Genomic DNA, 24,647 nt, shown 5'->3' with positions numbered 1-24,647 from the left:
AGAGGCGCCCGACGGATTTCTCAGCGGGCGGCCGGGGAACCGGTCGCCAACCGGGCGCGCACGCCGTCGATGAACAGGGCCAGTCCGAAGTCGAACCGGACCTGCGGGTCGCCGTCGAGCAAGTCGTCGTCGGAACCGACGTCGGCGGCCGTTTCGGTGTCGGGTGACGCGGGCGCCCGAGTGAGGGCGCCGACCGCCTCCATCTGGGCCCGGGACTGTTCGTCGACGGTGTGCCCGAGGACGAAGTAGAGCAGCGTGTACGCGGCCAGCTCGGCATACGGTCGGGGGAGACCGGCGCGCACGCCCGCGCCCACGAAACTCTCCCGGGCCAGGGTCGACGTCATCCGCGACGCGTACGTCGCCGCGACCAGTTCGGCCCCGTCGCGGTGCGCCAGCAGCGCCGTGCGCAGACGATGAGCGAGCTCGGCGATCCCGTCGTCCCACCGCTCCGACGACACCGGGGCGTCGACGCCCTCGAGAATCCGGTCGGCCATAGCACCGAGCAGGGTCTGCTTGTTCGGGAAATGCCAGTACAGCGCGCCCGGCTGGACGCCCAGCGAGGTCGCGAGCCGGCGCATCGTGAGATCGGCGAGACCGTACTCGTCGAGGATCGCCATCGCGCCGTCGAGGACGTCGCCGCGTCGCAGCTGCACTGCCTCACTCCTCCGCATCGGGTCGGGCCGCGGGTTGTCGCGTTCGGCCTGTTCCTTTGACACTAATCCACCGCGGCTCTAACGTGAACGTCGTTCAACTTGTACGGTGTTCAAGTCCGGCATCGATACAGCTGCTGTAGTCGTCAGGTCCCGGGTGTCGGGACTGGCCGCACCCGAGGAGTTTGCAGTGACCAGCGCCCCCGACGTTCTCGATCTCGACATTCTCGCGGCCGCCCGTGAACAGGTACTCGAGCGTGGTGAAGCGCTGAATCAGGAACAGGTGCTCGAGGTGCTGCGCCTCGGCGACGACCGCCTCGAAGAACTGCTCGCCCTCGCGCACGACGTGCGCATGAAGTGGTGCGGACCCGAGGTGGAGGTCGAGGGCATCATCAGCCTCAAGACCGGTGGTTGCCCCGAGGACTGCCACTTCTGCTCGCAGTCCGGCCTCTTCCAGTCGCCCGTCCGCGCCGCGTGGCTCGACATCCCGAGTCTGGTCGAGGCGGCGAAGCAGACCGCCAAGACCGGTGCCACCGAGTTCTGCATCGTCGCCGCCGTCCGAGGTCCGGACGAAAAGCTGCTCGCCCAGGTCGCGGCGGGGATCGAGGCGATCCGCAATGAGGTCGACATCCAGATCGCCTGTTCGCTCGGCATGCTCACGCAGGAGCAGGTGAACCAGCTCGCGGCGATGGGTGTGCATCGCTACAACCACAACCTCGAGACGGCCGAGTCGTACTTCCCCAACGTGGTCACCACCCACACGTGGGAGGAGCGGTGGGACACGCTGCGCATGGTCCGCGAGGCGGGCATGGAGGTGTGCTGCGGCGGCATCCTCGGCATGGGGGAGAGCGTCGAGCAGCGGGCCGAATTCGCTGCGAACCTCGCCGCGCTCGAGCCCGACGAGGTCCCGCTGAACTTCTTCAACCCGCGCCCGGGCACCCCGTTCGGTGACCTCGACGTGCTGCCCGCTGGCGAGGCCCTCAAGTCGGTGGCCGCTTTCCGGCTCGCACTTCCCCGCACGATCCTGCGTTTCGCCGGCGGCCGCGAGATCACCCTCGGCGACCTCGGCGCCAAGCAGGGCATGCTCGGCGGAATCAACGCGGTCATCGTCGGCAACTACCTGACGACCCTCGGACGTCCCGCCGAGAGCGACCTGGATCTACTGGTGGATCTCGAGATGCCCATCAAGGCGCTCAATGCCACCCTCTGACGCCGCGGCGGAGATCGTGCCCGCGGGCGAGCGCTACAACCCGTTCACAGGGCGCCGGGTCGTCCCGGGCGTCGACGACGCCACGCCCACCGCGGCGCAACTCGGCCTCGAGCCGCCACGTTTCTGCGAGCAGTGCGGTCGACGCATGATCGTCCAGGTCAGCCCCGACGGCTGGTGGGCGAAGTGCTCCCGGCACGGTGTCCTCGACTCGACCCTGCTCGGTCGCAGGTAACGTCGCGTGGTGTGACTCCACCCCGACACCGCCGATCGCGAGCCTTGGTAAGGATCGTCGTCGTGTCGGTGCTGCTCGGTGTGCCGGCCGGGATGATCTGGGCGCTGCTCGCACCGGCGGTGCACATGCTCGTCGTCGCCGAGGACCGCGGGGTCGTGCTCACCACCGAGAATCTGCACCGGTTCGATGCCCTCGCGATCTTCGTCGGCACCACGATCGTCGTGGGGGTGCTGTCGGCGGTCGTGGTGTGGGGCATGCGGCGCTCCCGTGGGCCGGGAGCGATGGCTGCTCTGGTTTGCGGTTCCGTGGCGGGTTCGGGTGTGGCTGCACTGGTAGGGATGGGCGTTGCGCGACTGCGTTACCCGGAGGTCACCGGTCCCGCCGTGGACTCGGTGATCGCGGCGGCCCCGGGCGTGTCGACGCCGTTGGTGCTCATCGTCCAGCCACTCGCGGCGGCTCTGGTCTATCTGCTGTTGGTGTCACTCAGCCCCGACGACGACCTCGGTGCCGGGGGCACGGCGGAGACATCCGCGGCGACCGATCCCGAACGGGCGGACGTGGCCGAGAGCCCGTAGGGGTGCGTCACGCCAGTGCCGAATACGCCCGGGGGATCGCCTTTTCCGTGCGTGCGTCGAACGCGGTGAACGGCGTGGCGTCGATGCCGCCGGCCGCACCGCGACGCCGTTTCCACGTGCCCACCACCCGGCCGTTCGCGACGACGGTGGGGCTGAACATGCCGTTGTTTCCCGGTTGCAGCCGCGGCTGGAACGCGGGATCCACGGCGGCTCCGCGATCACGGTAACCGAGGATGAACTCGTCGAATCCGGGTAGCAGGAAGACCCCGCGCGCCTGTCGACGATGCGCCGCGAGCAGATCGGGCGTCGCCGGGTCGAGGTAGTAGTCGACCCCGTCGACCACGATCCGTTCGAGACGCTCGGCCGCCGACGCCAGACCTGCACGTGCCTGCCGGACGGTCAGTTTCGTCCACCACACGAAGTCGTCCACCGTCGCCGGTCCGTGGCTGCGGAAGTACCGTAACGCCCACTCGCCGAGTGCCTCGTCACCGTCGAGTTCGCGTGAGCTGCCGATCCAGTCGTCGAACGACACCACCTGTTGTGTGCCGCCGTCGACCGGGCCCAGACACACCACTGCGGTTAGTGCCAGCGTCCACAACAGGTGCTGTCCGCGCTGATTCGCCGTCGGAATCCCGGCCCGCTCCCAGGACTGCATCAGTTCTGATCGCCCGAGGCTGCCGTCGGCGAGCGCCTCTCGTGCGATGGTGCCGGCGTGGTCGACCGCGGCGTCGTCGATGTCGAGGGCCCGGTGGCGGGCTCGTGCACTCGACAGCGTCCGCGCGCCGGTGAGTGCGAGCATCCACCGCAGATCCTCCGCGGCGACGAAATGCAGCGTGCCCCGCATCGGCCACGAGCGCACCACCTCTGCGCTGTTCAGGGCGTCGAGCATCGACTTCCGGCCACCGCCCCCGGCCCTGGCGGCGATCGAGGTGATTGCTCCGGGGAAATCCTGCGCCTGCGCCGCGGTGAGCCAGCGCACGGCCTCCGCGGCCGAAGGGCAGGCAGGACCGGAGATCCGCTGCGCCACGAGGCGCATCAGGGCGAGCTCCCGGGGCGTCGTCATGGAACGAATGTAGTGCCGCAGCCCGACAAGTCGCGGCGCCGAGCACGCGGGATTCGACGGTCGTAGGCTCCGACCGTGATGTCGACGCGGAGCGCGACTATCACGTGCCTCTCGCTGCGGCGCAGTGGACGTTGACCGTCCGGCTGCTCTCGGGTGCCGTGAGCACGCCGATCCTCAGTCGGCTCGGGTCGGGCCCGCGTCGTCGTGCGGTGGTGATCTGGACGCTGACGATTGTCGCCGCGGGCGGCGCGCTGACGGCGCTTCCGGTGCCGTTCCCGGTCCTGTTGATCGGGCGCGCGGCGCAGGGGGTGGGACTCGGACTCACGGCGCTGATGATGGCCGTGGCTCGGGAACACCTTTCCGGACGTCGATCTGCACGTGCAATCGCGCTGCTGTCGGTCGCCGCTTTCCGCTACGCGGATGCCGACCGCTGACCGTGTTCACGACCGTCGGGCTCGCCCGTGACGCTTCGTGCATCGCGGTGCTTGCGGCGACCGAGGCGCTCGAACTCGCCTCCAACGGTGTCGACGGGCGGCAGCCGATCGCACTCGTCGTTTGAAATAGTTTGTCGTCGAATTGATTTCGATCAGAACGGCGGCGAATCGTCAGCAGTTGCGGACAGCGATGTTTCGGGCTCGATCGTCGTCCGTGAACCGCCGTGGCGCGGGGTGTGCCCGCGGCGCCGGCGTTGTCGAGGCGGGATGTGGACGTCGAGGAGGTAGTCGAGATCGAGTTCGGCGCGTGAGTAGTTCAACGCCGCCACAGTGGCACTGTCGGTGACTCTGTCCAGGAGTTCGGCGCTGATTCCTGCAGAGATCTCGCGCAGGCCTGTATCGGTGAACGGCCCATAGGGTTCGGTGACGACGGGCCGCCCCGAGGGACCCGACCACTCCAACCTTCCGCCGCCGATCTGCCGGACGGCCCAGTGGCCGAGCGTTTTCAGCCGATGGTGTTTGCGACACAAGCACGCGAGGTTCGCTTCGGTAGTGGGTCCACCGCGTGCGGGTTCGTCGTGATCGAACGCGACCGTGTGGTCGATATCGCACGCACTGGCTTGGACGGTGCAGTTCGGGAAACGACACCCGCCGTCCCGGATCCGCACGGTCTCCGCAAGCTGGCGGCTAGGTCGGTATGTGCGTTCGCGAAGGCGCACCGCGACATCGGCGGGTGCCTGTCGCGGCGGCGGAAGTGGGGAGCCGACACCGACGACCGGGCCTGTCGAACAGGCTGTCGCTGATGCGAGCCGATCGCGATCGCGATCGGTGAGGGTGAGCACCCGTTTCCACGTGCCGTCCGCAGCGAGATCCCGCGCCAGATCGGCGTCGATGGGGCCGTGGCCGAACAGGTAGCCGGGGGCGTCGTCGAGCCCGAGCAGTGTCGACGCGTCGACGCCGACCAGGACCTGCACCGAGACGCCCGAACGGGTGGGGCGATCGTCACGCGTGGGAAAGCGCGCGTGGGTGGCGCAGTCGTCGCGCCCGCAAGTGCAGTCGAGGTGTGTGTGCCCCGAAGCGAGCGCGACCAATGCGTCGGCGCGGCGCTGCGCATCGGTGCGCGGATCCTTGGCGCACACGTCGAAACACATCGCCCGGAGCCGACCGGCCAGGATCCGGCCACCCGCGGCGGGCAGCAGACCGTCGACCTCGGCCATCCCATCGTCACGGGCGATGACGCGCGCGTCGCGATCCGCGGTGGCGCGCCTCCGGCGTTCGCGTGCACCCTCCGGATCCAGGCGGGCGATCAGGCGTCGTCCCCGATTCCTCAGCCGGGTGGTACTCGTCCGGTCGGCACCGTCGAGTAGTCGTTCCTCGATCTCGGCGAGCACCTCGTCGGAGACCTTCGCGAGGATTTCGGCTAGGGCATGTGCTTTCGCGAGGTCGATCCGCCCGGCAGCGAACGCCGCCCGGACCCGGCTCAGCCGCCACCGCAGATCGCAGCCGAGGCCGATCATCCGCTGCGCCGCCGACTCCGTCAGCCCGAGAATCCCGGCGACTTCGACGTGAGCGAACTCGCCGTGACGTGCTTCGTTCCGGCCCGCCCGGGCGTCCTCCTCGCACCGGACGATGAACAGATCGGTCACCGACTCGATCTCGAGGCACTGCTCCCGTGCGATCCGGGCATGCCGGGCGGTGAGCAGCTCGGCGGCGTCAGCCGCTTCCACGCCTCCACTCGCACCACCCGCTTCGAACATAGTTTCGAGTGTAATCGGACGTGCCGACAAAGTGGGGCGAACTCAGACCGGGGGACGAAGCGCCGCGAATTCGTCGGTCACCCGCAGTTGCGACTCGGTGAAGCGGTAGAGCGCTGCGGGTCTGCCGCCGGTGCGCCCCGATCGGGCGGTGTTGCCGGTGGCGGTGATGACGCCGCGTCGGGTCAGGACTCGCTGCAGGTTCGTCGTGTCCACCTGGTAACCGAGAGCGGCGCAATAGATTTCGCGCAGGGTCGACATCGTGAACTCGTCGGGCGCCAGGGCGAACGCGATGTTGGTGTACGACAGTTTCGCGGCCAACCGCGTGCGCGCGTGCTCGACCACCGTCCCGTGGTCGAAGGACATCTCCGGAAGCGCGGAGACCGGGTGCCAGGCCGTGTCCGCCGGGAGTTGTGGATCGGCGGGGAGGGGGACCAGGCCCAGGTAGGTGGAGGCGATTCGGCGGTCGCCGGGGACGCGGTGGGGATCGCTGAAGACCGACAATTGCTCGAGGTGGGCCACCTCGCGGACGTCGACCTTCTCGGCCAACTGTCTACGGGCCGAGGTTTTCAGGTCCTCGTCGATGCGCAGTGTCCCGCCGGGTAGCGACCACGTGCCTTTCTGGGGATCGAGGGCGCGCTGCCACAGCAGCACCATCAGTTCGTCGCCGCGGCACCCGTTGGGGCCGTGATGGCCGTCACCTGCGGAGATGGTCTCGGTAGCGGGCCGAACCTGGAACACCGCGGTGAGCACTTCGTGGACGGTGCTACTATGTGGCATGTTTTCGATCCTAAGTCGAAAACCTCGATTTCGGAAATTCGGGCCAGCCCGCCCGGGTTGTAGTGACGGAGCCGTCGAACAGGCTTCGAAAGAAGGAGTGGCCATGACCTCGACGATGTGGGCGGGTGCGGGACAGATCGTGGACGGCCCCGGTGGGTACACCGGTGTCGAGGGCGGGCCCGAGTGGGCTGCCGAGGTGCGCCGTCTGGCGAAGGCGCGCAACGCCACGATCCTGGCGCACAACTACCAGCTGCCCGAGATCCAGGACGTGGCCGACCACGTCGGTGACTCGCTGGCGCTCTCGCGGATCGCCGCCGAAGCGGAAGAGGGCACGATCGTCTTCTGCGGCGTCCACTTCATGGCCGAGACCGCCAAGATCCTGAGCCCGGAGAAGACCGTGCTGATCCCGGACGAGCGGGCCGGCTGCTCGCTCGCCGACTCGATCACCGCCGAGCAGCTCCGGGAGTGGAAGGCCGAGCACCCCGACGCACTGGTGGTGTCCTACGTCAATACCACCGCAGAGGTGAAGGGCCTGACCGACATCTGCTGCACGTCGTCCAACGCCGTCGACGTCGTCGCCTCGATCGATCCCGACCGCGAGGTGCTGTTCCTGCCGGACCAGTTCCTCGGCGCCCACGTCAAGCGGGTGACCGGCCGCGAGAACATGCACATCTGGGCGGGGGAGTGCCACGTCCACGCCGGCATCAACGGTGACGAGCTCACCGCGAAGTCCAAGAGTCACCCGGACGCCGAGCTGTTCGTGCATCCCGAGTGCGGCTGCGCCACGTCCGCGCTCTACCTCGCGGGCGAGGGCTTCGTGCCCGAGGACAAGGTCAAGATCCTCTCGACCGGCGGCATGCTCGACGCTGCCCGTGAGACCGGTGCCAAGCAGGTTCTCGTCGCCACCGAGGTCGGCATGCTGCACCAGCTGCGCAAGGCCGCGCCGGGCGTGGACTTCCAGGCCGTCAATGACCGTGCTTCGTGCCCGTACATGAAGATGATCACCCCGGCCGCGTTGCTGCGCTGCCTCGTCGAGGGTAAGGACGAGGTCCACGTCGCCCCCGATGTGGCCGAGCGGGCGCGAAAGTCCGTGCAGCGCATGATCGAGATCGGGAACCCCGGCGGCGGGGAGTAATGGTCGCCGGTCCCGGGGGTGACGGCGTCGTGTGGGAGGCGCGCGCCGATGTCGTGGTCGTCGGGGGAGGGGTCGCGGGGCTGACGGCCGCGCGGGTGGCCGCAGAACGCGGTCTGCAGGTTCTCGTGGTGAGCAAGGGCGGGCCTACCGACACCGCGACGCAGTACGCGCAAGGTGGCATCGCCGTGGTCGGCGATCCGCGGACCGACTCGGTCGACTCGCACACCGGCGACACCTGCGTCGCGGGCGTCGGACTGTGCGACGAGGCCGCCGTCCGGTCGATCGTGTCCGCCGGCCGGGAGGCGTTCGCCGCGCTGACCGCGCTGGGCGCCGTCTTCGACGTCGGAGCCGACGGCACCGTGGCCCGCACCCGCGAGGGTGGGCACAGTACGCGGCGCATCGTGCACGCCGGCGGCGACGCAACGGGTGCCGAGGTGCAGCGTGCGCTGAACGCGGCCGGGATGCCGGTGCTCTTCGGTGCGGCCGCCGCGCGCGTGACCACCGACCCGCACGGGGTGACCGGCCTGATCGTGTTGTCGGACAAGGGGCTCGGCGTCATCCACACGCCGTCCGTGGTGCTGGCGACCGGCGGACTCGGGCAGTTGTACTCGTGCAGTACCAATCCGCCCGGCGCCACCGGGGACGGTATCGCGCTGGCGCTCGAGGCCGGCGCGCCCGTGGCCGACCTCGAGTTCGTGCAGTTCCACCCCACCGTGCTGTTCGCACCCGGCGGGGTGGGACGGCGACCCCTCATCAGTGAGGCGGTGCGCGGCGAGGGTGCCCGGCTCGTCGATGCGGAGGGCCGGTCGGTCACCGACGGCGTGCACACGCAGGGTGACCTCGCGCCACGCGACGTGGTCTCGCGTGCGATCGCGCAGCGTTTGCGGGACACCGGAACCGACCACGTCTATCTCGATGCCCGACACCTGACGAATTTCGCGTCGCGGTTCCCGACCGTGACCGCGTCGTGCCTGGCGGCCGGCATCGATCCGACCCGGCAGTTGATCCCCGTCGCCCCAGCCGCGCACTACTCGTGTGGCGGCGTCGTCACCGATGTGCACGGGCGGACGGAGGTGCCCGGACTGTTCGCGGCGGGTGAGGTTGCCCGTACCGGTCTGCACGGCGCCAATCGTCTGGCGTCGAACAGTCTCCTCGAGGGGCTCGTGGTGGGCGAGCGCGTCGGGCACGCGGCCGCCGAACGTGCCGACCTGAGGGTCGAGGCGACCGATCTGCTGCTGCCGTTCCGGCGGCGGGCGCCCCGCGAAACGGTGCAGACGCTCATGACAGCGCATGCCTCGGTGGTCCGGGATGGAGATGGGCTCGCCTCCGCCGCAACCGAATTGGGTCGCAGCGGCGTAGCGGTCGCGGGCAGTGGAGCGGCACTCGAGGACACCTCGCTCACGGTCGCGGCGTCGGCGCTCGTGATGGCGGCCCTCGCTCGCCGGGAGAGCCGCGGCTGCCACACCCGCACCGACTACCCGGACACGACCGACGCGTTCCGACGCAGCATCGAGGTGCGAATCGGTCGCGACGGTGAACTCGAAGTACCCGAACTGGAATCGACAGGAGCACGATGAGCACGCTGGACCGACTCGATCCGCAGGAGACGCTCGCGCTGGTGCGCACCGCGCTCGACGAGGATCTGCGCTACGGACCCGACATCACGTCGGTCGCGACGGTGCCGGAGGGTGCCGTGGCGAAAGCTGCCGTCGTGACGCGTTCGGTCGGCACCGTCGCGGGCGTCGACGTGGGACTGCTCGTACTCGACGAGGTGATCGGCGCCGGCAACTACGAGGTACTCGACCGCGTCGCCGACGGCACCCGGGTGCAGCCCGGCGACGCCGTGCTCACCGTGAACGCGCCCACGCGAGGGCTGCTCACCGCCGAGCGGACGATGCTGAACCTCATGTGCCACCTGTCCGGCATCGCGACCGCGACGTCCGCGTGGGTGGACGCCGTGGCCGGTACGGAGTGCAAGATCCGGGACAGCCGCAAGACGCTGCCGGGCATGCGCGGGCTGCAGAAGTACGCGGTGCGGGTGGGTGGAGGTGTGAACCATCGGATGGGTCTCGGTGACGCGGCGCTCATCAAGGACAACCACGTCGCCGCGGCAGGCTCGGTGGTCGCCGCTCTACGGGCGGTGCGCGCCGTCGCACCGGGCATCGAGTGCGAGGTGGAGGTCGACGACCTCACCCAGCTCGACGAGGTGCTGGCCGAGGGTGTCGAACTCGTTCTGCTGGACAACTTTCCGCTGTGGCAGACGCAGGTGGCCGTGCAGCGCCGGGACACCGTCTCGCCCTCGACGAAGCTCGAGTCGTCGGGCGGGCTCACGATCGACGTCGCTTCGGACTACGCGGCGACCGGTGTCGACTATCTCGCGGTCGGCGCGTTGACTCACTCGGTCAGCGTGCTGGACCTCGGTCTGGACATGTAGCCCGCCGTGTCGCACGTGATGCTGCTGCTCGCGCACCCACGCCCAGACAGCTACTGCCATGCGATCGCGGACCGGATCCGGACGGTGTTGACCGACGCGGGGGCGGACGTCCGGTTCCACGACCTGTACGCGGAGCAGTTCGATCCGATCGTCTCGGCCGAGGAGGCATACACCACCGGCGAGTCGGTCGAGGCGTACCTGGCGCGTGAGTCCGACACCGTCGTAGGGCGGCACCGCGCAGAACTGCGGGAGGCCCGGGGTCTCGTCGTCGTCCACCCGAATTGGTGGGGCAAGCCGCCCGCGATACTCGCCGGCTGGATGGACCGCGTCGTGGTCCCGGGCGTCGCCTACCGTCTGCCCGACGCGACCGGTGAGCCCGAGAGCCTCGTCACGATCGAGCGGATGCTCGTGGTGAACACCTCGGACACCACCGCCGAACGTGAGGAGGCGGTGTTCGGGGATCCCCTCGAAGCGATCTGGGGACGGTGTCTCGCCCCGTATCTCGATGGCCCGTCCTTCGTACGCCACGTCCTCAGGCCGGTGACCGATGCGACACCGAAGCAGCGGACCGTCTGGCTCGACGATGTCGCGGAGACGACTCGGACTCTGTTCGAGCGCTGAATTCTATTGAGTACCTGGAGTTACAGGTATATGGTGCGGCCTCGCTCACAGTTGATCTTGAACCTTCCTTAGCTGGTCGAAATGTCTGATAAGACTCAGTGGGTCGGGGAGTCCATACAGGGATCGGCGGAGGAGTCATGTGGCGCAGCAGAGTTCGGCGGGAGACGTTTCCGGTGGCGGCTCTCCTGCGGGGCGGTCGGCTGATCGACCCGCTCCCGAGGCGATGCCTCCGCCGCGGCTGTCGGTCACGGTTCAGCCGCGCGAGGACCTCTACGCGATGCTCGATGCGGTCGCCGCGCGGGACGTGCCCGACAAGATCCTGATCAGTGCGGCCGCGGGAACCGGGAAGACGGTGCTGGTCGCCGACTGGCTCGCGAGAGAGACGGCGGCTCGCGAGATAGCCTGGCTGGTACTCGGACCCGCCGACAACGATGCAGAAGAGTTGCGGCGCAGGGTTGTCGGACTGTGGGAGAGGCTGTCCTCGGCGGGACGTCCGACCGTACTGGTACTCGACGACGCCCACGAGGTCCGGGACGACGTGGCGCTCGGGGTGCTGGCGAGCCTCGTGGACTCGGCGCCGGCGCATTCGACGGTGGTGGTCGCGTGCCGGAGAACCCCCGACTTGCCCTTCTCCCGCTATGCGCTCGACGGCACGCTCACCTGGATCGGCTGGGAGGAGTTGGCGCTCGGCCGGCCCGAGGCCGCCGCGATCGTCGAGGAGTACGGGCACTCGCTCGGCGAGTCCGATCTCGACGCGCTGCTGGAGCTGACACGTGGGTGGGCGGCGCCGCTGCGACTAGCCGCGATAAGACTCTCCAACCACACGGATCCGAGTGGAGCCATTGCCGATCTCGTCCGCTATCCGCAGCGGATCTCGGAGTACGTCGTGGCAGAAACGCTCGATGCTCTGCCCGCGTACTTGCTGCGCTTCATCGAGGCCACCAGCATCGTCGAGTTCTTCGACGCCGATCTCGCGGAACAGCTCGACGAGGCGAGCGTGGACAGGGTGGCGTCGGATCGCGAGAAGTTCGGTGTACCGGTCGTCAGATGTTCGTCGGATGCCGCAGGGGTCCGGTATGGATGGCATCCCCTCATCCGCGCACATGCCCGCGCAGGAATTCGCGATCGAGACCCCCAACGGGTGGCCCGGTTGCACCGGACCGCGGCGCGGTGGTTCCTCGAGGCGCGCGAGCCGCTCGTCGCCCTCGAACACCTCGTCGCGCTGGGGGATGAGGCGGCGATCGACGAGCTCGCCCTCCTGCACGGACTCACGGTGGTGTTCGACGGCCGGACCGAGGAGCTCTGGAATCTCCTCGGCGCCCGGTACGCCGATCTGCCGGCTGTGCGATACCTGCGCGCGCTCGCCGCCGTCGAACAGAACTACCCGGACGCCGCGCGCGCCTTTCTGGCGGCACCGGATTCGGCGCCGACCTCCGGCGGCGCCGCCTCCGCTGCAACGGCGTTCGCGGCGGCTCTGTCGGTCGAGATCGCCGTGATCGGTGGATCGGCCATGCCTAAGGATGCGCTCGCCGCGTTCGAGGAGTGCGGACCGAGCGGCAGCGCCGATCTGGACTGCTACGTCGCACTACAGCATTCGGTCGCGCGCATGTTCCTCGGTGACCCGGCGTCGAGTGAGCGACTGCTCCGCGAGGCGCTCTCCCTCGGCGACGTCGGTGCCCACCCGCGCCTGATCCTGCGGACCCTCGCGAGGCTGTCGATCCTGTCGGGGGTGATCGGTGACCTCACCACGATGAGCCTGCGAGCCGGGCACGCGCTCGAATATGCTGCCGCCCACGGTCTCACCGACCGGATCGACGCCTTCCAATGCGCGGCCGCCGTATGCATGGACACCTACGTTCGGAGCGAGCAGCTGCCCGACGACAGCCCGGTCCACGCACTCGCCCTCACGTCGCCCCGGCGCACGCGGCCGGACGGGACGAGTGCGCCGGTCTCCGGCGGCCACGCGGAGGTGGCGTTCGCGCTCCTGCAGGCGCGGCGCACGGTGCGGCCGACGACGGCGGAAGCGGACGCGGTGAGCCGGGCCCTGATCGGATTGCTCAGTCGCGGTCCGCAGGCCGGGCTGAGCAATACCCTCGTGACGCCGGCGATGGCAGTCGTTCTGGACGCGGGCCGAACGAACACGGCCGCGCAGGTGATCGAGAAGGCAGCGGACGCCTTCGGTGAGATCCCCGACGTGGTGGTGGCGCGGGCGATGGTCGAGTTGCACGTGGGCCGGACTGGGGCTGCGGGTGAGCTGCTGGCCACCGTCCGCGACAGGCCGCTGCATCCGGCGCTCGCTGTCCGGGCCTGGCTTCTGGACGCCGTGGTGGCGAACCGGGAGCACCGTTCGGACGACGCGTCCGTCGCGCTCTCACGTGCGCTCGAACTGGCGGAACCGGCTCGGATCGTGATGCCGTTCCTCGACTGCGCTGCCGACGCCGCCGAACTGCTCGCAGCGCTCCCACCCGGCGGTGAGCACACCCACGAGTTCGTCGTGCACGTCAGGGCGAAGCTGCTCGATGCCAATGCGGGGCGCAATCCGGGGCTGACACGCACCGAGAAGGTCGTGCTGGGCGAACTGGCCACCGGGAGACAGTTACGCGAGATCGCCCGCGAGCTGCACGTGTCACTCAACACCGTTCGCACGCATACACGGAACCTCTACCGGAAACTCGACGTCGCCAGCCGCGCCGAGGCGGTGGAGACGGCCACGCGGCGCGGGCTTCTCTGAGGCGTGGCCCTCCTCCTGCAACCAGGACACGTTCGGTGCGGCTCACGCTGCTGCCACCGTCTCGTCCGCTTGCCTGCGTAGGTGCTCGAGCGACTGCCGCAGTAGCCGGGAGACGTGCATCTGGGACAACCCCACCTGTTCGGCTATCTCGGACTGCGACATCTGGTGAAAATAGCGGAGCCACAACAGGGTGCGCTGGCGTTCGTCGAGCGTGGCCATGAGCCGACGCAGCAGGTGCCGGTGTTCGACCCGCGAGAGGTCGGCATCGACATCGCCGGTGGTGTGCAGGCGTGGAACGGAACCGTCCACCGGCGTCGCGTCGAGCGACTCGCACGAGTACAACTCGCCCACGCGCTCAGCTTCCTCGGCTTCCTCCACCGGCATCCCCAGCGAATGCGCCACCTCGTCCAGTCGGACCGTTCGGCCCAGTTCGGTCGACAGCGATTCCATCCGGTTCCGCACGGCCAGGTGGCTCTCCTGCAGGCGCCGAGGAACATGGGTGGACCAGGTGAAATCGCGGAAGTACTTGCGGATCTCGCCACGAACCGATGTGACGGCGTAGGGGATGAAGTCCGTGCCCCTGCTCGGGTCGAACCGGCGGGCCGCTCCGACCAGGGCGAGGGCCGCCACCTGGCGGAGCTCGGCTGTCGGAACCCCTCGGTTGCGGTACCGGCCGGCGACGCGGTAAGCCATGGGAAGAGCGGCGACGCACAGTCGGTCCACGCAGCGATGGAGTTCCTCGGGGTCGGTCTCTCCGGACGCGCAATGGTCGCGGAGTTCTTCTATGCAGCGGCGAACCTGCTCGTCGCAGGCCTCGCGGGAGTCGTCGTAATCGGTGAGGAAGTCGCTCATCGCACATCCTGTTCTCGGTGAGGGGCAGGTCGGGCGTGCGGGGGGTATCGGGATGCTCATCCGAACCCCCGTCGGTTGAGGATTGATCGGTCGGCTGTAGGACAAAATCTATACCTGTTGCGTGAGATTTGCAGCGCGGTTCGAAGACGCGGGTCCGGCGTGTCGGACGAGTCGCCAGTCTGGCGCGGGTCATCGCCGATGCTGCCGGTGCGTCATCGGTGCACCTGGACGCTGGTACAACACGCTTCCCGGCATATGCATGGTGATGGTGAGGCGTGGATATGTCGGGGCAGTGGATCATGGAGGGCGGTATTCCCGTCGGACGTGCTGTGGCGATGCTTCGGCCAGGCAATGTGGACCTTCCAGAGAAAATTTGGTGTGGGGGGTATAGATTCTCTGTGTGTCCGGACGGCGTCCTGTGGACGGGTTCGGAAGCAGCAGCCCACCTGCCGGATCTTCGTCCGACGTTCGGGTACGGGCCCGTTGCATCCGAGGTGAAGGGATGAGTGCCATGAGGAATGCCGACAAGAACTTTCTGGGAGCAGATCGCCGGGAGGTGTTCGCGGGTCCCGATGTCGTCCGATACCCGGACCCGAGCCCGCTCGACGGATGGTGGGCGCGTGTGATCGCTCAGCGCCCGCCGAGCCGCTGACTCGTCCGGTCCGAAGCACTGCCCATACCAATATGTCCACGGTGTCACCCGACAGGTGATGCCGTGCCCTGAATCCCGAGGAGCTCGATGAGGCCGATTCGTGTCGCTTCCGTCCCGGCTTCCCATGTCTACGTGCGACATCTGGGGTCGCCGGAGTTCGACGACGAGGTGACCCGACTGCCCGACCCGGTGCCGGAGGACGGCCGGAGGGTCCCCGGCGGTTGGTGGCCTCCTCTCATGCTCGACCCCGTGTGGATTCGTACGAACGCGTCGAACTTCGACCTCTTCCACATCCACTTCGGCTTCGACGCGGTGAATCCGAAGACGTTGCAGGACATCGTGAGCGAACTGCTTGATCAGGGAAAGCCCCTCGTCTACACCGTGCACGATCTGCGCAACCCCCACCATCCGGACCCGTCGATGCACGACGAGCAACTCGACGTGTTGATCCCCCTGGCCGATGAACTGATCACCTTGACGCCCGGAGCGGCTCGGGTGATCGAGGACCGATGGCAGCGCTCGGCGACGGTCCTGCCACATCCGCACGTAGTCGAGAAGGAATGGTTCGCACACCGCGGTGCCTCCGCCGCCGAGACGTTCACGGTGGGCCTGCACGCCAAGAGTTTCCGCGCCAACATGGACGTCCTTCCGGTCGTCGAGGCGCTCACGCGGGCAGTCTCGGACCTTCCCGGCGCCGAACTGAGAGTCGACCTCCACGACGAGGTCTTCGATCCCGACAACCACTGGTACGCGCCCGAAACGGGAGAACTGCTCCTCAAGTACGGCGATCGTGAACGAGTCACCGTCGACGTGCACCCCTACTACTCGGACGAGCAGCTCTTCTCCTATCTGTCGTCTCTGTCGGTGTCCGTACTGCCGTATCGGTTCGGCACCCACTCCGGATGGCTGGAGGCCTGCCACGACCTGGGCACGCAGGTGATCGCACCATCCTGCGGCTTCTATCATCAGCAGAACCCTTGTGAGACGTACACATTCGACGAAGAACGCTTCGATACGGCTTCACTGGAGGAGTGTGTGCAGCGCGCGTACCGGAAACGGTGGACGTCACCGCGCGCCACCTGGGAGGAGCGGATGTCGGAGCGACGCTTCCTCGCTCGCGCACACCGAGCAATCTACGAGCGGGCGCTGGGATGACGGCGACCCTACGGATTGCAATCATCGCGTCGTCTCGCCACCCCATCCGTCAGCCGTTCGCCGGGGGCCTCGAATCGCACGTGTGGCACCTGGCGCGAGCGTTGGAGCGCGTCGGCCACCAGGTAACCCTGTTCGCCGCGGACGGTTCCGACGCCGACGTCGCGAGCGGAAACCTGAGGGTCAGGTCGTTCCGGCCGAGTCGCCTCGCCAGCGGTGATCCGTCGATGCCGCATCCGGAGTTCCTCGCGGACCATCACGCCTACCTCGGGCTCATGCTGGAACTCGCGGAACACGGTGCCGATCGCTTCGACGTCGTGCACAACCACAGCCTGCACTATCTGCCGCTGGCAATGGCACCGACGCTCACGGTTCCGATGGTCAGTACCCTGCATACCCCGCCGACGCCGTGGCTGGAGTCGGCCACCGCGCTCACCGGCGGCGTCGGCGTGGATTTCGTTGCGGTGAGCGGGCATACCGCCGCGGCCTGGGAATCCGTTGTGAAAACCCCGATCCGAGTCGTTCCGAACGGAGTCGACACCGATGCGTGGCCGCTCGGAGGGGGCGGCGACGGCGCCGTATGGTTCGGCCGCATCACCGAGGAGAAGGGCACCCACCTGGCGATCGACGCTGCCGAGCGAGCGGGCATATCGCTGCGGATCGCGGGGCCGGTGAGCGATCCGGCCTACTTTCGCACCGCGGTCGAACCCCGTCTGCGGGCCGGCGTCGTCGACTATCTCGGGCATCTGCCGTGTGCCGAACTGGCCCGGCTCGTGGGCGATTGCGCCGTGTCGCTCGTGACTCCGGACTGGGACGAGCCGTACGGGCTGGTGGTAGCCGAATCTCTGTCGTGCGGGACGCCCGTCGTCGCGTTCGCGCGCGGCGGAATTCCCGAGATCGTCGACCGGGAAAGCGGGCGACTGGTCCCTCCCGGGGACATCGGAGCAATGGCTTCTGCCATCGACGACGCGGCGATGCTCCCACGGGCCCGGGTGCGCGCCCGGGCGCTCGCGGCATGCTCGGAAACGGCGATGGTCTCCGCATACGAGCGGTGCTACCGATCGGCCGTCAGCCGCAGCGCGGCCCGTCGATTGCAAGGGGTGTCGGTCGCATGATCGGGTACTACGTGCACCACCACGGTCGCGGGCACCTGACCCGTGCACGGACTCTCGCCGGTCGGCTCGATACACCGGTCGTCGCGCTCACTTCGCTCGCCCTCGAACACCCGCACCCGTTTCGCGAGGTCGTTCATCTCGACCGGGACGACGCCTCGACCGCACCGCGAAATCCCACCGCCGGCGGTGCACTGCACTGGGCGCCGCTGCAGGACCCGGGACTCCGGTCGCGGATGGCGACGCTCGCCGACTGGATTCGCACCGCGCGCCCTCGGGCGATGATTGTCGACGTATCGGTCGAGGTCGCCACGTTCGTGCGCCTGATGGGTGTTCCCACGGTCGTGATCGCGATGCCGGGCGAGCGCGACGACGCGGTGCACCGGGTTGCGTACGACGTGGCGGACCACATCATCGCCGCGTGGCCGCGCGAGCTGTATGCACCGGCCTGGCTGGAGCGACACGCCGCCAAGACGACCTATGTGGGTGGCCTCAGCCGTTTCGGGGAACGTGCCCGGGCCGTCACGGGCGACTCCGGCACCGTCCGGGTCACGGTGCTCAGTGGCGCGGGCGGAACGTCGCTGACCCGGCAACGCCTCGAACAGTGGAACACCGCCGTACCGGGCGTCGAGTGGGTCACGCTCGGCGGCCCGGGGGAATGGAAGGACGATCCCTGGCCGGATCTGTGTGCGAGTTCGGTGGTAATCACGCATGCCGGACAGAACGCCGTCGCGGACGTCGCCGCCGCCGGTGCCGCGTCGATCGTGATCCCGCAGGAGCGCCCCTTCGCCGAACAGGTCACGACGGCCGGCGTGCTGCACGCCGCGCGCTTGGCGGTCGTACAACCGTCCTGGCCGTCACCGGCCGAGTGGCCCGGCCTGATCGAGCGAGCTCGACAGGGCGGGGGGGCGGATTGGGAACGGTGGAACACCCGCGGAGCCGTGGACCGTGCCGCGGCTGCCGTCGAACGCGTCCTGGACGGAGGTGGAGCCGGATGAGGACCTCTGTGGTGACCGTGGTGTCGGGCCGACACGACCACTTGCGCACGCAATTGCGTCGGCTGCGCGGATCGACCGTGGCCGCGTACGACCACGTCGTCGTCGCGATGGGCGACCGGGCCGTCACCGACATCGTCGCCGAGCATTCCGACGCCACTCGCAGCGTGTGGATCCCGGCCTCGACCGACGAGCTTCCACTGGCGCGGGCACGCAACCTCGGAGCGGAGGCAGCCATCGACCGAGGGGCGGATCTGCTGGTGTTCCTGGACGTGGACTGCGTCCCACACCCGCGGATGCTCGATCGTTACGAGCGGGGCGCCGCGACGGCACAGCATCGGGACACGGTGCTGTGCGGGCCCGTGACCTATCTCGATGCCGAGGCGTCGACCCGAATCCGGGAGCATCCCGGGGCGGGCGTACCACCGGTAGCCCCGCATCCGGCACGCCCGGCGCCACCGGACGGGACCGTCCTGGTCGACGACCGGTACGAGCTGTTCTGGTCGCTCTCGTTCGCCGTTCGCCCGCGGGTGTGGCAACGCCTCGGTGGTTTCTGCGAGGACTACACGGGGTATGGCGGAGAGGACACCGACTTCGCCCAGGTTGCTGCGGCAGCCGGGGTGGGGCTCGCCTGGGTCGGGGGAGCGGACGCATTCCACCTCCACCACCGCGTCTCCGACCCTCCCGTCGAGCATCTGGACGACATCCTCCGCAACGCCGCAATCTTCGAGCGCCGCTGGGGCTGGTGGCCGATGCGGGGATGGCTCGACGCTTTCGAGTCGCGAGGTCTCATCCGCTTCGACGAGCAGTCGAAGGCCTGGAGCCGGCCGAACGCCGCGCCCGTGGGTGCCGGTCCTGCCGGCCCTCCATGAGTGACCCGAATTTCGATCACATCCGACGAACAGGAAGGAATGATGTCGTTGTCCATCAACGAATTCGATGTTCCCGGTGCGCCGAGCGCACTCACCCCCGAGAAGGCCGAGCCGACGAGCGGGCCGGTTCCCCGGCTCACGAAGGACGACCAGTCGGGACCGGACCGGATCTCGCCGACCGGCGCCGCCGACGGCGATCGGCGGCAACAGGGTGAAACGCTGACGACCGCGCAGGGTGCCCGGCTGACCGACACCGATCACTCCCTCAAGGCGGGGCCGCGGGGGCCGATTCTGCTGCAGGACCATCATTTCCGCGAGAAGATCACCCATTTCGATCACGAGCGCATCCCGGAGCGAGTGGTGCACGCGCGCGGTGCCGCAGCGCACGGCGTCTTCCGGGCGAACGGAGCGGCGGAGAACATCACGTCCGCAGCGTTCCTGCGGAAGGACGTCGAGACACCGGTCTTCGTGCGGTTCTCCACCGTGCTGGGTTCTCGGGGGTCGGCGGACACCGTCCGCGACACCCGTGGATTCGCGACCAAGTTCTACACCGAAGACGGCACGTTCGACCTCGTCGGCAACAACATCCCGGTCTTCTTCATCCAGGATGCGATCAAGTTCCCGGACATCATCCATGCCGGTAAACCGCACCCGGACAGGGAGATTCCCCAGGCGCAGAGTGCGCACGACACATTCTGGGATTTCGTCACCCTCCACACTGAGGCCACCGCACACACGATGTGGAACATGTCGGATCGTGGAATCCCACGTTCGTACCGGATGATGGAGGGCTTCGGCGTCCACACCTTCCGGATGGTCGATGCGGACGGCAAGACCAGCCTGGTGAAGTTCCATTGGAAGCCGCGACTCGGTGTGCACTCCCTCGTGTGGGAGGAGGCGCAGATCGCGGCCGGCGTCGATCCGGATTTCCACCGCCGGGACCTGGCCGACGCGATCGAGAGCGGTGCCTACCCGGAGTGGACGCTGGGCGTCCAGGTCTTCCCGGACACCCCGGAACAGGAATTCGAGGGTATCGACCTGCTCGATCCCACCAAGTTCGTGCCCGAGGAGTTGGCGCCGGTGCAGCCGATCGGTGTCATGACGCTCAACGCCAACCCCACCAACTACTTCGCCGAGACCGAGCAGGTGGCCTTCCATCCCGGCCACCTGGTGCCGGGCATCGACGTCACCGACGACCCCCTGCTGCAGGGCCGCCTCTTCTCCTACCTCGACACCCAGATCAGCCGACTCGGTGGACCCAACTTCGGGCAGCTCCCGATCAATCGCCCGCACGCGCCGGTCAACGACATGCTGCGGGACGGCATGCACCAGACGGCCGTCCACGACGGGGTCGCGCCCTACAAGCCGAACAGCCTCGACGGTGGGTGCCCGTTCACCGCCGCGCCGGGCACGGGTTTCGTGGACGTGCCGGTGCCGATCGAGGCGACGACCAAGCAGCGGACCAAGCCGAGCTCGTTCGACGACCACTTCAGCCAGCCGCGACTGTTCTACACGAGCCTGTCCGAGGTGGAGCAGCGTCATCTCGCCGATGCCTACTCGTTCGAGCTCGGGAAGTGCTTCGAACAGCCCATCAAGGAACGTGCCCTCGAGGTGCTCGCACGCGTCGACAAGACCCTGTGCGAGCGGGTCGCTGGGTCGCTGGGCCTGCCGGTTCCCGAGGTCGCCGACAGCGAACCGGATCTGCCGTCGAGCCCGAGCGCGGCCCTGTCCCAGATCGGTGGCGAGTGGCCGGTCGAGGGCCGAAACGTGGCGGTCCTCGTGGACGAGGGATCCGCCGCGGATTCCGTCGAGGCGGTTCTCGATGTGCTTTCCGGCCACGGAGTGGTCCCGTTGGTCACCGCTCCGCACGGGGGACGACTGACGCTCGGGGACAGCGCTGTCACGGTGTCCCGAACGTACGACACGGCCCGCTCGATCGAGTTCGATGCCGTCCTGTCCCTGACCACCGAAAGGGACGCGCGGGTGGTCCGGTTGCTCGACGAGGCCTTCCGCCACGGCAAGGCTGTGGGTGCCGACTCGAACGGCGCGGAAGGCCTGGCGTCCGGCGCGCGCGAGAAGCCGGGCGTGCACGTGGGCGACGACCTGCGGCAGGTGACCGACCAGGTAGTCGAACTGATGCGATCCCACAGGGTCTGGCAGCGCTAGCTGCCTCGACGGAAGGTGCCGGCGTGCGATTCGAAACTGCGGCCACGGGGTAATCCGGTCCGTATGGATGGGTTGCGCAAGGCGGTGTCCGTGCCGTTCGAGGTGGGTTCGGCGGTCCGCGGTGCGCGGATCTTCCATCCGCACGGTGTGTTGTTCGAGGGTATCGCCGAGTTCGACACCGGGGATGCCGGTCGGGGGCGGTGGCCGCTCCCGACCGGCGAACCGGTGCCGCTCCATGCTCGCCTGTCGCGCGGGATAGGTCTCCCCGGTTTACTGCCCGACATCCTCGGTGTCGCGGTGCGTCTGCGTCTACCCGGTGGTCCGTGGGATCTGCTGCTCGCGTCGGCCTTCGTACCCGCGCGCATCGCGCTCGTGCCGGCCCGCTCGTGGGCGAGCGCGAACTTCAGCACGCTGGCCGCGTATCGGGGGATCGACGGCGCGGCGCCTCGGTGGATCGTCGCGGCTCCCGTCGGGGGCCGGCCGGACGGCCCGCCGTCGCTCGAGGACCTGGTGCCACCGCTGTCCTTCAGGGTCGGACTGGCGTCCGCACGCGGAGCGCCGGTTCCGGTCGGGTCCTTCCGACTGACGCGGCGGATACCATGCGAAGACGGTGACCAGCCGTCCTTCGACCCCGTGCTCAACTGTCCGGCCGGGATCCGGATGTGGCCGTCCTGGTTGGCCGGGATCCGCCGCATCGCCTATGCAGGCAGTCGGCGGGGTCGGGGGACCGATGCCACGAGGCCACGTACCCCGGTGGAGGATGCGATTACATGAGTGCCGAAGTGAACGGCGACGTCAGGATCACCGTGTGCCCGGACGGACCCCTCCTCGTGCGCGGTGCGATCGAGTTGGTGGACGCCGACGGTGCGCCCGTGGACATCCAGCGCAACGTCGTCGCCCTGTGCAGGTGCGGCGGAACCAGGAATCCACCGTTCTGCGATTCGACACACAAGAAGAAGAAGCCGCGGCGTGTCGTGCGGACCGCGGCGCGGGCGGAAGAGGGAGGAGAACCGTGATGCTGCCGCTTCGAGAGGGCGCCGCCGGAGAACGAGTCACCGGTCGGATGGCCGTCCCGGTCATGCGAGGGGATGCCAGCGGCATCCTCTTGGACGTTCTGCGCGGTGAGGGCGAGCCGGACAGCTTCCTGACCGCAGCCGCGGAACTGAGCGCGCGGTACGACGCCGACGCCCTCGGCATCCTCCACGACGACGACGCGCAGCTGTGCCTGACGTTGCTCTACGAACTGCACCTCCAGGGCATCGACGGCGTCGACGACCGCTGTGAATGGGATCCGCGTCTCGTCGCGGCCCGGCGGCTGCTGGAGCGACCGTTCGACGCCGCTATCCGCGCGCTCGCCGGCGACCGGGTCGCTGCGGCGCGGGGTCGATTCGGGGACGACGTGGTGGCGGCGCTGTGGGACATGACCGCCCCGACGAGAGAGCCCGGTCTCTCGGACTTCATGGCAACGGACGCGGTGCTCGAGCAGTTCCGCGAACTGCTCATCCACCGGTCGCTGAACCAGCTGCGTGAGGCGGACCTCTACACCTTCGGCATCCCGCGCATGGCCGGTGCGCCGAAGGCCGCGCTGCTCGAGATCCAGATCGACGAGTACGGGCAGGGGAGGTTCGACCGCATGCACTCGCGACTGTTCGCGACCACGATGCGCGAACTGGGCCTGTCCGACGCCTACGCGCACTACCTGGACGCCGTTCCCGCGGTGACGTTGGCGACGTTGAATGCGCTGTCCTATTTCGGTGTGCACCGCCGCAATCTCGGCGCTCTCGTCGGCCACCTGTGTGCCATCGAGACGACGTCCGCGTTGCCCAGCAAGAAGTACTCGGCCGGCCTGCGACGCCTCGGTTACGGGAGCGCCGCGACGTTGTTCTTCGACGAACATGTCGAGGCGGATTCCGTCCACGAGCAGATCGCGGTCCGCGACCTCGCGGGCGGTCTGGTGAGCGATCGGCCGGAGCTGCTCGACGACGTGCTCCTCGGGGCGGCGGCGTGCCTGGCGTTGGACGACCTCCTGGGCGAGCACGTCACCGACTGCTGGTCGCGGGGCAGGAGCTCGCTGCGGTCCTGAGCCGCTCCGGACGACTTGTCCGGTTTCAGCGAGGCCGCTCCTGGGTAGTGCCCCACCAGATCCTTCTGGAGGTACCCCATGCAGCAGTCCGTCACCATGCCGTCGGGCGTCGTCGGCAAACTGTCCGTGTTCGATAGGTTCGCCACGGCGACAAGCAATTTCACTTCGCGTGCGGTGTTCTTCGTCGCGTGCGTCATCATCGTGGTGGTCTGGGCGCCGTCGTTTCTGGTGTTGCAGAACATCGACACCTGGCAGCTGATCATCAATACGATCACCACCATCGTGACGTTCCTGTTGGTGGCCCTGCTGCAGAACACACAGAAGCGGTCCGACGACGCGGTGCAGCAGAAGCTCAACGCCATAGCAGACGGGCTCGCCGATCTGATGGAGGAGCTCAGCCGCGAGCACCCGGGTCTGCGCGTGGACCTGGAAGAGCTTCGCGCGGCGGTGGGAATCGAGAAGCGCGAGGGCGCGTAGCCTCACACGGCGGTCGCCAGGGTGGCGGCCGCGGCGAAGAAGAGAGTCGCGAACACCCGGCTGGTGAGCTGCATCTGCCGGGGCGAGCGCAACAGCCGCAGGACCCGCGCGGCCAGGCCGGTGTAGCCGGTCATCACGATCGTGTCGACCACCACCATCGTTGCTGCTATCAGGGCGTACTGCGGCCACAGTGGTGCGGCGGGGTCCAGGAACTGGGGCAGCACGGCGAGCATGAATACGATGGCCTTCGGGTTGCTCGAGTTGACGAGGAAGGCGCGCAGCACCAGTCCGGCGGCGGACGCACGATCCGGGGCGGACTCGGCCGTGACCGGGTCGGGCTTCGAACGCCACTGCCGCACACCGAGATAGGCGAGGTAGGCCACGCCGAACCACTTGACGAGCATGAAGCCGGTCGTCGATCCCGCCAGCAGGGCGCCGACGCCCGCGGCGACGATCGCGATCTGCAGCAGCAACGCCAGTTGCAGGCCCAGGATGTTCCAGTACCCGCGAAGAAGTCCGTGGTTCAGGCCCGTCGTCATCGACGCGATGGCGCCGGCTCCCGGTGACAGGCTGATCACCCAGCTGGCGCCGAAGAACGCCACCCAGACCTGCCACGACACGGGCGAGAAATGTACTCCGGGCTTGGCCGACCGGCCGCGGCGGGTCC

At 68.5% G+C, this 24,647-nt stretch carries 26 protein-coding genes; 20 read left to right on the top strand and 6 right to left on the bottom strand.

All coding sequences use genetic code 11. From position 1 onward, the window contains the following. Positions 1-20: 20 nt before the first annotated feature. Entirely contained in the window at positions 21-653 is a 633-nt protein-coding gene (locus tag C7H75_RS14330) for a TetR/AcrR family transcriptional regulator C-terminal domain-containing protein (RefSeq protein WP_013416309.1), read from the bottom strand. Positions 654-840: 187 nt separating this feature from the next. On the opposite strand from C7H75_RS14330, the gene bioB reads away from it, so the two are divergent. From bioB to C7H75_RS14315, 3 genes are all read left to right on the top strand, one after another. Then, positions 841-1,860 carry a biotin synthase BioB gene (gene bioB, locus C7H75_RS14325; protein WP_013416308.1) on the top strand — a complete coding sequence of 340 codons (1,020 nt, stop codon included), beginning with the start codon at positions 841-843 and terminating at the stop codon, positions 1,858-1,860. Continuing rightward, the gene (gene bsaP / locus C7H75_RS14320) at positions 1,847-2,092 is read left to right on the top strand and encodes a biotin synthase auxiliary protein BsaP (protein ID WP_005512638.1); all 246 of its coding nucleotides are present in this window, start codon (positions 1,847-1,849) and stop codon (positions 2,090-2,092) included. The genes bioB and bsaP overlap by 14 nt, the downstream gene beginning before the upstream one ends. Positions 2,093-2,154: 62 nt before the next feature. Beyond that, complete coding sequence (locus C7H75_RS14315; protein WP_084924646.1) at positions 2,155-2,667, top strand: DUF2567 domain-containing protein; 513 nt, start codon at positions 2,155-2,157, stop codon at positions 2,665-2,667. A 7-nt stretch (positions 2,668-2,674) separates the two neighbouring features. Here the strand turns inward: C7H75_RS14315 and C7H75_RS14310 are convergent, their stop codons facing one another. Next, complete coding sequence (locus tag C7H75_RS14310; protein WP_005512640.1) at positions 2,675-3,730, bottom strand: winged helix DNA-binding domain-containing protein; 1,056 nt, start codon at positions 3,728-3,730, stop codon at positions 2,675-2,677. A gap of 104 nt (positions 3,731-3,834) precedes the next feature. Here C7H75_RS14310 and C7H75_RS14305 point away from each other — a divergent pair, with 104 nt between their 5' ends. Together C7H75_RS14305 and C7H75_RS26340 are read left to right on the top strand one after the other, a co-directional pair. After that, a complete protein-coding gene (locus C7H75_RS14305; protein ID WP_106851490.1) occupies positions 3,835-4,164 on the top strand; it encodes an MFS transporter in 330 nt (109 codons plus the stop codon). 2 nt (positions 4,165-4,166) lie between these two features. Next, positions 4,167-4,289 (top strand): hypothetical protein, encoded by a 123-nt coding sequence (locus C7H75_RS26340; RefSeq protein ID WP_262510122.1) that lies wholly within the window; start codon positions 4,167-4,169, stop codon positions 4,287-4,289. Positions 4,290-4,316: 27 nt separating this feature from the next. Here C7H75_RS26340 and C7H75_RS14300 read toward each other — a convergent pair whose 3' ends face one another. Further along, a complete protein-coding gene (locus C7H75_RS14300) occupies positions 4,317-5,951 on the bottom strand; it encodes an HNH endonuclease signature motif containing protein (RefSeq protein ID WP_232286095.1) in 1,635 nt (544 codons plus the stop codon). A 12-nt stretch (positions 5,952-5,963) separates the two neighbouring features. Continuing rightward, positions 5,964-6,698, bottom strand: coding sequence for an NUDIX hydrolase (locus C7H75_RS14295; protein ID WP_005512644.1), 735 nt, complete (start codon positions 6,696-6,698; stop codon positions 5,964-5,966). 103 nt (positions 6,699-6,801) lie between these two features. Between C7H75_RS14295 and nadA the strand changes: the two genes are divergently transcribed. The 5 genes from nadA (at position 6,802) to C7H75_RS14270 (ending at position 13,619) form a co-directional block, all read left to right on the top strand. After that, the gene (gene nadA, locus C7H75_RS14290; protein ID WP_005512645.1) at positions 6,802-7,833 is read left to right on the top strand and encodes a quinolinate synthase NadA; all 1,032 of its coding nucleotides are present in this window, start codon (positions 6,802-6,804) and stop codon (positions 7,831-7,833) included. Beyond that, positions 7,833-9,410, top strand: a complete 1,578-nt coding sequence (locus C7H75_RS14285; protein WP_013416302.1) for an L-aspartate oxidase — start codon at positions 7,833-7,835, stop codon at positions 9,408-9,410. The genes nadA and C7H75_RS14285 overlap by 1 nt, the downstream gene beginning before the upstream one ends. Beyond that, a complete protein-coding gene (nadC, locus tag C7H75_RS14280; protein ID WP_081122161.1) occupies positions 9,407-10,267 on the top strand; it encodes a carboxylating nicotinate-nucleotide diphosphorylase in 861 nt (286 codons plus the stop codon). Before C7H75_RS14285 ends, nadC begins: the two co-directional genes overlap by 4 nt. Before the next feature lie 6 nt (positions 10,268-10,273). Continuing rightward, complete coding sequence (locus C7H75_RS14275; RefSeq protein ID WP_084847144.1) at positions 10,274-10,888, top strand: NAD(P)H-dependent oxidoreductase; 615 nt, start codon at positions 10,274-10,276, stop codon at positions 10,886-10,888. A gap of 139 nt (positions 10,889-11,027) precedes the next feature. Continuing rightward, positions 11,028-13,619, top strand: a complete 2,592-nt coding sequence (locus tag C7H75_RS14270; RefSeq protein WP_081122159.1) for a LuxR C-terminal-related transcriptional regulator — start codon at positions 11,028-11,030, stop codon at positions 13,617-13,619. Between the two features lie 42 nt (positions 13,620-13,661). Here the strand turns inward: C7H75_RS14270 and C7H75_RS14265 are convergent, their stop codons facing one another. Next, positions 13,662-14,471: a sigma-70 family RNA polymerase sigma factor gene (locus tag C7H75_RS14265; protein WP_022596423.1), complete on the bottom strand. Its 810-nt coding sequence runs from the start codon at positions 14,469-14,471 to the stop codon at positions 13,662-13,664. A gap of 502 nt (positions 14,472-14,973) precedes the next feature. On the opposite strand from C7H75_RS14265, the gene C7H75_RS25745 reads away from it, so the two are divergent. From C7H75_RS25745 to C7H75_RS14220, 10 genes are all read left to right on the top strand, one after another. Next, positions 14,974-15,123, top strand: coding sequence for a hypothetical protein (locus C7H75_RS25745; protein ID WP_157383603.1), 150 nt, complete (start codon positions 14,974-14,976; stop codon positions 15,121-15,123). Between the two features lie 87 nt (positions 15,124-15,210). After that, positions 15,211-16,278 carry a hypothetical protein gene (locus C7H75_RS14260; protein ID WP_106851489.1) on the top strand — a complete coding sequence of 356 codons (1,068 nt, stop codon included), beginning with the start codon at positions 15,211-15,213 and terminating at the stop codon, positions 16,276-16,278. Continuing rightward, the gene (locus C7H75_RS14255; protein WP_013416297.1) at positions 16,275-17,390 is read left to right on the top strand and encodes a glycosyltransferase; all 1,116 of its coding nucleotides are present in this window, start codon (positions 16,275-16,277) and stop codon (positions 17,388-17,390) included. Before C7H75_RS14260 ends, C7H75_RS14255 begins: the two co-directional genes overlap by 4 nt. Further along, positions 17,387-18,385, top strand: coding sequence for a glycosyltransferase (locus tag C7H75_RS14250; protein WP_106851488.1), 999 nt, complete (start codon positions 17,387-17,389; stop codon positions 18,383-18,385). Before C7H75_RS14255 ends, C7H75_RS14250 begins: the two co-directional genes overlap by 4 nt. Next, the gene (locus tag C7H75_RS14245; RefSeq protein WP_106851487.1) at positions 18,382-19,254 is read left to right on the top strand and encodes a glycosyltransferase family 2 protein; all 873 of its coding nucleotides are present in this window, start codon (positions 18,382-18,384) and stop codon (positions 19,252-19,254) included. The genes C7H75_RS14250 and C7H75_RS14245 overlap by 4 nt, the downstream gene beginning before the upstream one ends. 39 nt (positions 19,255-19,293) lie before the next feature. Continuing rightward, positions 19,294-21,420, top strand: a complete 2,127-nt coding sequence (locus C7H75_RS14240) for a catalase (RefSeq protein ID WP_106851486.1) — start codon at positions 19,294-19,296, stop codon at positions 21,418-21,420. A gap of 63 nt (positions 21,421-21,483) precedes the next feature. Beyond that, positions 21,484-22,194, top strand: a complete 711-nt coding sequence (locus C7H75_RS14235) for a phosphodiesterase (protein ID WP_106851485.1) — start codon at positions 21,484-21,486, stop codon at positions 22,192-22,194. Then, the gene (locus C7H75_RS14230; RefSeq protein WP_081181625.1) at positions 22,191-22,436 is read left to right on the top strand and encodes a CDGSH iron-sulfur domain-containing protein; all 246 of its coding nucleotides are present in this window, start codon (positions 22,191-22,193) and stop codon (positions 22,434-22,436) included. The genes C7H75_RS14235 and C7H75_RS14230 overlap by 4 nt, the downstream gene beginning before the upstream one ends. Then, positions 22,436-23,503: an iron-containing redox enzyme family protein gene (locus C7H75_RS14225; protein ID WP_394342265.1), complete on the top strand. Its 1,068-nt coding sequence runs from the start codon at positions 22,436-22,438 to the stop codon at positions 23,501-23,503. The genes C7H75_RS14230 and C7H75_RS14225 overlap by 1 nt, the downstream gene beginning before the upstream one ends. 78 nt (positions 23,504-23,581) lie before the next feature. Then, the gene (locus tag C7H75_RS14220) at positions 23,582-23,980 is read left to right on the top strand and encodes a low affinity iron permease family protein (RefSeq protein WP_022596408.1); all 399 of its coding nucleotides are present in this window, start codon (positions 23,582-23,584) and stop codon (positions 23,978-23,980) included. Positions 23,981-23,982: 2 nt separating this feature from the next. Here C7H75_RS14220 and C7H75_RS14215 read toward each other — a convergent pair whose 3' ends face one another. Next, positions 23,983-24,600, bottom strand: coding sequence for a LysE family transporter (locus tag C7H75_RS14215; RefSeq protein WP_106851483.1), 618 nt, complete (start codon positions 24,598-24,600; stop codon positions 23,983-23,985). Between the last annotated feature and the right edge of the window lie 47 nt (positions 24,601-24,647).

Source organism: Rhodococcus (subgen. Prescottella) equi (genome assembly GCF_003013675.1).
GTDB lineage: Bacteria > Actinomycetota > Actinomycetes > Mycobacteriales > Mycobacteriaceae > Prescottella > Prescottella equi.
The sequence above is the reverse complement of the archived record's forward strand: the minus strand, read 5'-3'. Positions and strand labels throughout refer to the sequence as shown.